7 protein-coding genes are annotated in these 11,066 nt (G+C 71.9%); 3 read left to right on the forward strand and 4 right to left on the reverse strand.

What is annotated here, in order from left to right; all coding sequences use genetic code 11:
- Positions 1-126: 126 nt before the first annotated feature.
- The 3 genes from OHT61_RS01500 to OHT61_RS01510 all read left to right on the forward strand — a co-directional run bounded on the left by OHT61_RS01500 (position 127) and on the right by OHT61_RS01510 (position 5,777).
- Positions 127-1,110: a LacI family DNA-binding transcriptional regulator gene (locus tag OHT61_RS01500; RefSeq protein ID WP_329043053.1), complete on the forward strand. Its 984-nt coding sequence runs from the start codon at positions 127-129 to the stop codon at positions 1,108-1,110.
- A gap of 97 nt (positions 1,111-1,207) precedes the next feature.
- A complete protein-coding gene (locus OHT61_RS01505; RefSeq protein ID WP_329034292.1) occupies positions 1,208-4,270 on the forward strand; it encodes an alpha-mannosidase in 3,063 nt (1,020 codons plus the stop codon).
- A gap of 292 nt (positions 4,271-4,562) precedes the next feature.
- Positions 4,563-5,777, forward strand: a complete 1,215-nt coding sequence (locus tag OHT61_RS01510) for a glycoside hydrolase family 3 N-terminal domain-containing protein (RefSeq protein ID WP_329034294.1) — start codon at positions 4,563-4,565, stop codon at positions 5,775-5,777.
- Positions 5,778-5,892: 115 nt separating this feature from the next.
- Here the strand turns inward: OHT61_RS01510 and OHT61_RS01515 are convergent, their stop codons facing one another.
- From OHT61_RS01515 to OHT61_RS01530, 4 genes are all read right to left on the reverse strand, one after another.
- The gene (locus OHT61_RS01515) at positions 5,893-7,245 is read right to left on the reverse strand and encodes an LLM class flavin-dependent oxidoreductase (RefSeq protein WP_329034296.1); all 1,353 of its coding nucleotides are present in this window, start codon (positions 7,243-7,245) and stop codon (positions 5,893-5,895) included.
- Entirely contained in the window at positions 7,242-8,642 is a 1,401-nt protein-coding gene (locus OHT61_RS01520; protein ID WP_329034298.1) for an NtaA/DmoA family FMN-dependent monooxygenase, read from the reverse strand. The genes OHT61_RS01515 and OHT61_RS01520 overlap by 4 nt, the downstream gene beginning before the upstream one ends.
- A 123-nt stretch (positions 8,643-8,765) precedes the next feature.
- Positions 8,766-9,728, reverse strand: a complete 963-nt coding sequence (locus OHT61_RS01525; protein WP_329034300.1) for a fumarylacetoacetate (FAA) hydrolase — start codon at positions 9,726-9,728, stop codon at positions 8,766-8,768.
- 36 nt (positions 9,729-9,764) lie between these two features.
- Complete coding sequence (locus OHT61_RS01530) at positions 9,765-11,063, reverse strand: pyridoxal phosphate-dependent aminotransferase (protein WP_329034301.1); 1,299 nt, start codon at positions 11,061-11,063, stop codon at positions 9,765-9,767.
- Positions 11,064-11,066 lie beyond the last annotated feature (3 nt).

Below are 11,066 nucleotides of genomic sequence, written 5' to 3' on the forward strand. Positions count from 1 at the left end.
CCGGCAGTCTCTACAATGGCGGCGCCCGCGGCTCCGGCAGCCGGCCTGCGGCGGAGAACCCCTGAGGACACGAAGGAAGGATCGGCTGTGGCGCAGCAACGACCGAACGACGCCGCCATGCCGACGATGCGTGACGTCGCCGCCCGTGCCGACGTCAGTGCGATGACGGTCTCCCGGGTGCTCAAGGACGATCCCCGGGTCAGCGAGACCACCCGGGAGCGGGTGCTCAGCGCCGTCGACGCACTCGGCTACCGGCGCAACGAGACCGCTCGCCGGCTGCGGGTCGGCGGCAGCGGAATGATCGGTCTGGTCGTCACCAACCTGGCCAACCCGTTCTACTCACGGCTGGCGCTCGGCGTCCAGGAGGTCGCCGACGAGCACGGCCTGGGTGTCCTGCTGGGCAACACCGCGGAGAAGGCGGACCGCGAGCGCGGACTCGTGGAGGACCTGGCGTCCCGTCAGGTGGACGGGATGATCGTGGTTCCGGCGGGCGGCAGTCACCGCCATCTGACTCCGGCCGCACTCCGTGGCACTCCGATCGTCCTCGCCTCACGGCCGCCCGCCGGAATGGACGCGGACTGCGTGCTGGTGGACGACTTCGGCGGGGCCGAAGCGGCCACCGGCCGCCTGATCGAGGACGGGCACCGGCGGATCGGGTTCCTGGGCAACCCGCCCGCCCTCTACACGGGCGCCGAACGCTTCCGCGGCTACTGGGCCGCCCATGAAGCGGCCGGTCTGGAGCCGGAGGACCGCCACATCCGCCGTGGACTGACCGACGTGGCCACGGCGGAGCGGGCCGCCCGGACGCTGCTCGGGGGCGATGACGCCCCCACCGCTCTCTTCTGCACCAACAACCGTCTGACGCAGGGCGCCATCCGGGCCGTCCGCACGCTCGAAGTCCCCGTGTCCCTGGCCGGCTTCGACGACTTCGACCTCGCGGACGTCCTCGGGCTCCCGCTGACGATCGCGTCGTACGACGCCGACGAGATCGGCCGCAGAGCGGGCCGGATGCTCATCGACCGCATCAAGGCCGACCCCGCCGCGCCCCTGCCCGCCCGGCGCTCCGTGGTCCCCACCGAAGTCATCCGGTACGGGACCGACCGACCGTAAGCCTCACATCCCGTCCGCCCTTCTCCGCCGTCCGGACACCTGACGGCCCGTCGGACGGACTCAGCGCGGCTCGCGCGGAACTCTCGATGGAGTCCCCATGCACGACGACCGTACGCTGACCGAACGCAGGCTCGCCCGGGTGCTCGACCAGCGCCTCAGGCCCGCGGTCCACGCCCTCTCCCTCCCGCTCGACGTGAGCGTCCACCACGTCGAGGGCGAACCCGTTCCCGTGGTCGAGGGCATCGCGGGCCCCTACCGACCCGTCGCGGCCGGAGCACCCTGGGGCCCGGCCTGGTCCACCAGCTGGTTCAGGATCCGTGGAACCGTCCCCGCCGCATGGGCCGGGCGCCGGGTCGAAGCGGTGCTCGACCTCGGCTTCGGCACCACTCAGCCCGGTTTCTCCGCCGAAGGACTCGTCCACCGTCCGGACGGCACCCCGGTGAAGGCCCTGAATCCGCGCAACACCTGGCTTCCGATCGCGGAACGGGCCGAAGGCGGCGAGGAATTCGAGTTCCACATCGAGGCTGCCGCCAACCCGCTGATCTTCGACTTCGACTCGTCGGGCGATCCGTTCGTCCCCACCCGTGCCGGCGACATGGCGCCCTGGCTGCGCGCCGACGGGCAGGGGGCACGGGCGGGCGAGCCGTTGTACCGGCTGGCGCGGATGGATCTCGCCGTCTTCGAGGAGACCGTCTGGGAGCTCGTCCAGGACCTCGACGTCCTGTCAGGACTCATGCACCAGCTGCCCGAGGACTCCACCCGCCGCAGTCGCATCCGGTACGCGATCAGCGCCGCCCTCGACGCGATCGACCTCCAGGACATCGGGGGCACGGCCGGACGGGCCAGGACCTTGCTGGTCCCCGTACTCTCCGCTCCGGCGCACGCCGGCGCCCACCGCGTCTCCGCCGTCGGCCATGCCCACATCGACACGGCCTGGCTGTGGCCGGTGCGCGAGACCGTCCGCAAGGCGGCCCGCACCGTCTCCAACGTGACCGCGCTCATGGACGACCACCCGGACTTCCGGTTCGTCATGTCGCAGGCCCAGCAACTGGCCTGGCTGAAGGAGCAGCGGCCGGAGGTGTACGCCCGGGTGCTGGAGAAGGTGGCGACCGGGCAGTTCATCCCGACCGGCAGCCTCTGGGTCGAGCCCGACACGAATCTGTCCGGCGGCGAGTCCCTGGTCAGGCAGTTCGTCCACGGCAAGCGCTTCTACCAGGAGGAGTTCGGTGTCGAGACGCGTGACATGTGGCTGCCGGACACCTTCGGCTACAACGCGGCGCTGCCCCAGCTGATGAAGCTCGCGGGCATCGACTGGTTCCTCACGCAGAAGATCTCCTGGAACACCACGAACGCCTTCCCGCACCACACCTTCTGGTGGGAGGGGATCGACGGTTCGCGCGTGTTCAGCCACTTCCCGCCGGTCGACTCCTACAACGGCGACCTCTCCGGCGCGGACATCGGCCACACCGAACGCAACTTTCGGGACAAGGGGCCGGCCAACCGCTCCCTGGTGCCGTTCGGTTACGGCGACGGAGGGGGCGGCCCCACGCGGGAAATGCTGGCGCGCGCCGACCGGCTCGCGGATCTGGAGGGTTCCGCGAAGGTCGAGGTGGAGGGACCTGCCGAATTCTTCACCAAGGCGCAGGAGGAGTACCCCGACGCGCCGGTCTGGGTCGGCGAGCTCTACCTGGAGCTCCACCGGGGCACGCTCACCAGCCAGCTCGCCACCAAGCAGGGGAACCGGCGCAGCGAGCACCTGCTGCGGGAGGCGGAACTGTGGTCGGCGACGGCGGCCGTGCGGACCGGTGAGCCCTATCCGTACGCCGCACTCGACCGCATCTGGAAGACGGTGCTGCTGCACCAGTTCCACGACATCCTGCCCGGCTCCTCCATCGCCTGGGTGCACCGTGAGACGGAGGAGGCGTACCGGGAGGTCGCGCGCGAACTCGAGGCCGTCATCGGCAGCGCCCAGCGCGCCCTGGCCGGTCCGGCGGACCCCGAGGGCGGCAGCGTGATCTTCAATGCCGCTCCGCACGACCGTGCCGGCGTGCCCGCGCTCGGCGGCGTCCCGCGCGCCGTAGCCCCGGCGATGACACCCGTCCGACCGGGGCAGGACGGCACCCTGGTCCTGGACAACGGCCTCGTGCGGATCACGGTGGACACGCTCGGGCTGATCACGTCGGCCTACGATCTGGAGGCCGGCCGCGAAGCACTGGCACCGGGATCGGCGGGCAACCTGCTCCAGCTCCATCAGGACTTCCCCAACCAGTGGGACGCGTGGGACGTCGACTCCTTCTACCGCAACACCGTGCAGGACCTCACCCAGGCCGACGAGGTCACGGCACACGGCCACGCCATCGAGGTCGTACGGACCGTCAACCGTTCGCGCATCCGCCAGCTCCTGACGCTGCAGGAGGGTGTCCGGCGGGTCGACGTGGAGACGACCGTCGACTGGCGGGAGCGGGAGAAGATCCTGAAAGCGGCGTTCCCGCTGGACCTCCGTGCCGCCGTCTCCACCAGCGAGATCCCCTTCGGCCACGTGCAGCGGCCGACCCACTCCAACACCAGCTGGGACGCGGCCCGCTTCGAGATCTGCGCCCACCGGTTCCTGCACGTCGAGGAGCGGGGCTGGGGAGCGGCGCTGGTCAACGACTCCACCTACGGCCACGACGTCACCCATGACGTCCGCCCCGACGGGGGCACCACGACCACGGTCAGGCTCTCGCTCCTGCGTGCCCCGCTCTTCCCCGACCCGGAGACCGACCAGGGCGAGCACCGTCTGCGCTACGGCCTGGTGATCGGTGCGGACGTCGCGGACGCCGTCCGCGAGGGCTACCGCTTCAACCTCTCCGAACGCGCCGTCGCCGGAACGGCCGCCGTCGCCCCGCTGGTGGACGTCGACCACGGCGCTGTCGTCATCGAGGCGGTCAAGCTCGCGGACGACGGCTCGGGCGACGTCGTCGTGCGCCTCTACGAGTCGCTCGGCGGGCGGGCCGCCGCGGTCCTGCGAGCAGGTTTCCCACTGGCCGCGGCCACGACGACCGACCTGCTCGAACGCTCGACGGCCGACGGCCCGGCCCTGCCGGTCAGCGCGGACTCCGTGCCACTCGCGCTCCGGCCGTTCCAGATCGTGACCCTGCGGCTGACTCCGCGCGACTGAGCACTCCTCGCTCCCCCGTCCGGCGGCCGTCGTGGCGCCGGACGGGGGAGAGGGCGCGGCACGTGGTGCGATGGCGATCCGTGCGCCGACCAGGTGGTTCCCGCCTCGCGGACTGTCGATTCCACCATGCGAAAGATAGCGGGGATGAGGCGTTCGGAGACCGCCGCACTGCTCGCCCCGCCCGGGCGGGGCGAGCGGCATCCGGGTGATACGGGTTAAATGATGAAGTGACCGTCCTCGACGGCCGAGCAGGCAGTGCCCGGCCCGGGGGCGGTTGTGGAAGGGGTTCCGTATGACTGTGCGTCCGATGCTGTCTCGTGGCTCGAAGGCGCGGCGGGCCGTGTGGCCCGTGCCGCTTCTGACGTTCTCGTTGGTGGCAGCGGGCTTCGGCGTCGCTCACACCTCACAGGCCGTGCCGACGGGTGCGACGTCGGCACGCACCGCTCCGCAGGCCGCGTCGTGCGCCGACACGGTCTTCGCGGCGATGAGCGGTCCGCAACGCGTCGGCCAGCTCTTCATGGGAGGCGTCAACGCCGCGAAGCCGGATCAGAAGCGGATCGCGGTGCTGCGCAAGTACCACGTCGGGGCGGTGTTCCTGGCCGGACGCAGCACGGCCGGCACGAAGGCGACCAAGTCCCTGTCCGACAGTCTCCAGGCGAAGGCCGACACCGCGGGCGGGCACCGAGTCGGCCTGCTGATCTCCACCGACCAGGAGGGCGGCCAGGTCCAGGTGCTGTCCGGCCCGGGATTCTCGACCATACCGAGCGGACTCACCCAGGGGACCTGGTCCACGTCGAAACTCCGCGGCCAGGCCGAGGCCTGGGCGAAGCAGCTCAAGTCCGCCGGTGTGAACCTGAACCTCGCACCCGTCGCCGACGTCGTGCCGGCCTCCCTCGGCAAGAACAACGCTCCGATCGGCCGGTACGACCGCGAGTACGGTCACACGGCCGCGACCGTCGCGCCCCACAGCACCGCCTTCGCCGAGGGCTTCGCCCAGGCCGGTGTACTGGCCACGCTCAAGCACTTCCCCGGACTCGGGTACGTCCGCGGCAACACCGACACCACCGCGAAGGTGGTGGACTCGCAGACCACCAGAACCAGCGCGAGCATCGCGCCGTTCCGTGCGGGGATCAAGGCGGGCGCCCCGTTCGTCATGATCTCCTCGGCCACGTACAGCAAGATCGACCCGAAGCACAGGGCGGCGTTCTCCCCCACGGTGATCCAGGAGATGCTGCGCACCTCCCTCGGCTTCACGGGAGTCGTCATCTCGGACGATCTCGGCAACGCGGTGGCGGTCAAGTCCGTGGCGCCGGCCGACCGCGCCGTGAAGTTCCTGTCCGCCGGCGGCGACCAGGTACTGACCGTCGAGCCGAACCTGGTCCCGGCCATGGCCAAGGCCGTGCAGACCCGGATGGCCACGGACACCGCGTTCCGCACCAAGGTGGACAAGAGTGTCCACCGCATCCTCACCGCGAAGCACAAGGCCGGAGTGCTGCGGTGCGGCTGACCTCCTGATGACCTCTCGGGTGGCCTCCGGTCGAGCGCGGCCGGTGCGACCGGAGGCCGCGCCGGTCGCACCGCCGGTGCCCGGCGGGCGGGTTCGAGGCGGTCGGCAGGACCCGTCAGCCGGCCGCCTCGTAGCGTCCGGCAGGGCGCTGCAGACGCAAGTGGCCGCGCAGGGTCGTGGATTCGTACTCCGTACGGAACACACCGCGTCGCTGCAGCTCAGGGACCAGGCCGCGGGTGATCGCCGTGAGGTCGTGCGGCAGGGTGCCGGGCCTGAGGCGGAAGCCGTCCAGACCGGCGGAACGGCGGTCGAGCAGCAGGTCGGCCAGTTCGGCGGGTGTTCCGGCGAAGACCTGGGCGTCGGAGGTGAGTTCGGCGCCGGCGGTCTCGTCCAGGCGTGCCAGTCGCTCGGCTGCGGCGCCCGGCTCGTCGTCCAGGAGCACGAGGAGGTCGGCGAAGATCCGCAACGGCCTGGCCTCCACGTCCCTGCCGGTGCGCTCCACGGCCTCGGCGACCTGGGCGACGATCGCGGTCGTGCCGGCCCGGTCGTGCGGCGTGATGTGGACGACGTCGGAACCGAGGGCGGCGAATTCGTACGGCGTGGAGGCGTGGGCGAGGCTCACCACCGGCGGCTGGCCCTGGGGGGAGCGCGGGGTGATCGACGGGCCCTTCACGCTGAAGCCGGTGCCCTGGAAGTCGATGTGATGCACCTTGTCACGGTCGATGAAGCGGCCCGTCGCCGCGTCCCGGATCTCCGCGTCGTCGTCCCAGCTGTCCCAGAGCCTGCGTACCGCCTCCACCACCTCCGCGCCCTCCGCGAAGAGTTCGCGCAGCCGCGCGGCGATCAGCTCCGAGTCGGTCACGTCCTCCTCGGTGAGCAGGGGCGTGGTCCGGCGGCCGAAGTGGGCGGCGTCGGCGGCGCGCGACGATATCTGGGGGCGCCAGCCCGCGCGTCCTTCGGCGGCATGGTCGAGGGTGGCGATACCGATGGCCAGGTGGAACGGTTCGGTGTGGGTCACGTTCGTCGTCGGGACCAGGCCGATGCGGGTGGTGAGCGGGGCGAGGTGGGCTGCGAGCAGGACCGCGTCGACACTGCCCCTGACCTGGTCGGTGCGGTCGTCGGGCCGGTGGAAGGCGGCCGACTGGAGGCCGAGGGCGTCCTCGAAGGTGACGAAGTCGAGCAGGCCCCGCTCGGCCTCCGCGACCAGGCCGGCCCAGTAGGCGGCGGTGAGCAGCTCACCGGGCCGGGCTCCCTGCTCGCGCCAGGCCGCAGGGTGCCAGCCCGCGCCGTCGAGCGCGACGGCGAGGTGCAGCGGGGTACCGGAGGCGCCCTTCGTGTGGGCGCCGTTCGAGCCGTGGGCGCCCTTCGAGCCGGGGGCGCCGTTCGAGTCGTGGGCGCTCTTCGAGCCGGGGGTGCCGTTCGAGTCGTGGGCGCCGTTCGAGTCGTGGGTGCCGTTCGTGCCGGTCATGCGGAGGTCTCCTTCTCGTCGCGGCGCCGGCGCACGCCCGGGCCGCCCCACCTGGCCGGGCGGGGTGCGTCGGACAGCCCCAGATGGTCGCGGAGTGTGGTGCCGGTGTAGTCGTCGCGGTGGACCCCCCTCTCCTGGAGGAGCGGCACCACGCGGTCCACGAAGTCGTCGAGCCCGCCGGGGGTCAGGTGGGGTACGAGGACGAAGCCGTCGGCGCCCCCGGTCTGGACGAAGTCGTCGATGGCCCGGGCCACCGTGTGCGGGCTGCCGACGAACGTCTGTCGGCCGCCGACCTCGATGACCAGCTCCCGGATCGAAAGGTTCCGTTCCTCTGCGAGCTTGCGCCACTGCCGCGCGGTCTCCCCCCGGCCCTTGCGGAACACGGAGTGCCCCTTCAGGAGGTGGGCGTCGTCCTCGGGCTCGATACCGGGCAGCGGCCCGTCCGGGTCGTAGGCGGACAGGTCGCGGCCCCAGACGGCTTCCAGGTGGGCGATCGCGGTCTGCGGGCTGACCAGTTCGCGGCTGATCTCCCTCGCGTAGGCCGCGGCCTCCTCGTCGGTGTCCGCGACCACGGCGTTGGCGGTGGGGAGGATGAGCAGGTCGTCGGGGCTGCGGCCGTACCGGGCCAGGCGCTGCTTGACGTCCCGGTAGAAGGAGCGTGCCACGTCGACGCGGTTGTGTTTGCTGAAGATGACCTCGGCGTCGGACGCGGCGAACTCACGGCCGGCGTCGGACTCGCCGGACTGGATGATGACCGGATGGCCCTGAGGTCCGGGCGGGGTGGTGAACCGGCCCGCGATGTCGAAGTGCTGCCCGCGATGGGCGAATCGGCCGGCCCCGGGCCGTACGAACTCCCCTGCCGCCGCGTCGGCCCTCAGGTCGTCCTCGCCCCAGCTGTCCCACAGTTCCCGTGCCGCGCCGAGGAATTCGGCGGCCCGGGTGTACCGGTCGGCCTCCGCCAGGAATCCTCCTCGGCGGAAGTTCTCACCGGTGAAGGCGTCGTAACTGGTGACCACGTTCCAGGCCGCCCGCCCGCCGCTCAGCCGGTCCAGGGTCGCGAACCTGCGGGCCACCTCGTAGGGCTCGTTGAAGGTGGCGTTGACCGTCGCGGCCAGGCCCAGGTGTGTCGTGACGGCGGCGAGGGTGCTCAGCGCGGTGAGGTTCTCCGGGCGTCCCGCGATGTCCAGGTCGTAGACCTGGCCCTTGTGCTCACGCAACCGCAGCCCCTCGGCGAGGAAGAAGAAGTCGAACTTGCCACGTTCGACGGTCTGCGCGAGCCGGATGAAGGAGTCGGGGGATATCTGGCTCCCGGAGCGCGGGTCCGACCAGACGGTCACGTTGTGGATGCCGGGCAGCTGCGCCGCGAGGTGCACCTGTTTCTTGTGGTTGGCGGGCACGGTGCGGTCTCCTCCTGCGAAGTCGGGCATCGGGGCGTTCGGCCGGAGTGGGGGGTGGCTCTCAGAGCGTGCACGGGCCGATCGGTGTCTGCACAGTGCGACGGGCGCTGCTTAACGAGGTGTTCACGCCGTCGCAGCAGGCTCCGGCGCCTTGGTGGCGAGGGGCGCCGGGGTGGTGGCGGGGGCCGGGGAGACGTACCTCACCCGGTTCTCGAAGGTGACCCCGTGACTCTTCACGTCGATGGCGATGCGGTCGCCGTCCGCGATCCGGAACCCGTCGTGGAAGCTGGCCTCGTCGGCGCCCAGGAGGACGTAGTTGACCAGGCCGGGGCGCCGCACCGCCGGGAATGTGAACAGGTGGTCCGCCATGTCCTGCACGCGGTGGTAAAGGGCGTCGTCGCCGCAGTCGAAGGGGCCTTCCCAGGCGGTCGCGCCGTCCCTGACGATGGTGACGCGCCCCGTCACCGTGCGCGGCGGGGGGCCGAGGAAGAGCCAGGGGGTGAGCGCGGTGTCGCACAGTTTGCAGTACGGGTTGTAGCCCGGGTCCTGGCGGTGCAGGCCGATGTCGCACAGGTCGTTGCCGAAGGTGTAGCCCGCGTAATGGGGGGTGCCGTCGCCGTCGTTGACGTAGACGAGGGCGACTTCCGGCTCCTCGATGAGGGCGACCGGCCGTGCGGGGACGTTCAGCACCTCTCCCGGAAGCCGCACCCAGTCGCCGAACCCCTTGAAGAACCACTTGGGCGGGATGAACTCGGCCCCCTCAGGAGCCGTTTCGCCGCCCCACTTCTTCTTGTGCGTGCCCATGAAGCCACTCAGCAGGGCGTTGCCCGTGGCCGCCGGGAGCAATGGGGGCAGGAATCGCAGCCCCGGGTCCCCGGCCGCGACGACGACGGTTGCCGCACCCTCGGTCAGGACGTCCCGCAGTGCCTCCTGGGATCCGTCCGTGGCGATGAAGGCGGCGGCCACCTGTCCGTCCTGCACCCGGTACAGGGTCTGCGGGACGCCTTCTTCGGGGCGGCCGAAACCGACATGGCGTTCGCCGTCGTACAGGGCCTCGAAGAGGACGGGGAGGCGGGCGTGGGACATGGGTGACTCCTCGGTCGTGTCGATGAGTTGCAGGGTTCAGGCGTGGGGTGCGAGGGCAGGGGTCCCCGCGCCCGTGAGGTCGGCCAGGACGTCGCCGATCCGGTCGACCGCCTGCCGTATCCAGGGCAGTGAGACCGGGTCCGCCGACTCCAGCGCGGCGGAACGCCGGTCGTCGGCGTCGCCGTAGAGGCGGCTGGTCGCCACGCGGATGCGCAGGGGCCGGCCCGGCTCCCCGAAGGCGCTCGCCGGCAGCACACCGACCCCGTGTCGCTCGGAGAGCAGCAGGGCCAGGGCATCGCCGTCGTACACGCCGTGCGTCCGGGCCAGGGGTTCGCGCAAAGGCTCGAAGTCCGGGTAGAGGTAGCAGGTCGCGGCGACGGGGAACGGCTCCGCACCCACGGCCCGGAAGCGCGCGGCGACCGCGCGGACCACCTTCTCGTGCAGCCGCCGGCTCGCCGCGATGTGGGCGGTGACCTCGGGTGGCTCCCCGAACGCGTACGCGGCCGCCGTCTGCACCGGGGCGGGCGGGCTGGACCAGATCTGGCTCGCGACGGCGACGAGCCGGTCGTGCAGGGCGCGCCCGGCCTGGCTGTCGGGCAGCCGGGCCACGCCCGTGCGCCAGCCGCCCAGGGCCAGGTTCTTGGTGAGACCGGTGGTGACGACGGTCCGCTCGGGTGCGTAGAGGGCCGGGGAGGAGACCGGCTCGGACGTGTCGTACACCAGATCGCGGTAGATCTCGTCGGACACGACGACGAGGTCCAGCTCCCGGGCCGCCTCCGCCAGCCGTCGCACGGTGGCGGCCGGAGCGACCGTGCCGGTCGGGTTGTCCGGCACGGTCACGACCACGGCACGCGGGTCGCGACCGGCGGCGCGGGCGCCGGCGACTGCCTCGCGCAGGCCATCCGGGTCGGGGACACCGCCCTGCCCCGGCAGGATCGGGACGGGCAGGGGCCGTGCCCCCGCGAGGCGTGTCTGGGCCGCGTAGCTGACCCACCCGGGGACGGGCACGACCACGTCGCCGCCGATGGCCAGCAGCAGTGCGAACAGCAGCGCCTTGCTGCCGGGTCCGGCGACGACCAGGCCCGGGTCGGTCCCCAGGCCGCGCCGTTCCCAGTACCCGGCGGCGGCGGCGCGCAGGGAGTGGCTTCCCGCCACGGAGCCGTACGCGTTCTCGGCGGCGGCCGCCGCGAGCCGTTCGCGGAGCACGGGCAGGACGGGGAGGCCTATCTCGCCGCTGGCCATCGGCAGGACGCTTTCTCCTGCCCTGCGGCGCCGGGCCAGGGCCTCGTCGGCGGCGAGGGTCGCCGACATGGAGACCGGTGCGGGTTCGGGCATGGC

The organism is Streptomyces sp. NBC_00178, from assembly GCF_036206005.1.
Taxonomy (GTDB): domain Bacteria; phylum Actinomycetota; class Actinomycetes; order Streptomycetales; family Streptomycetaceae; genus Streptomyces.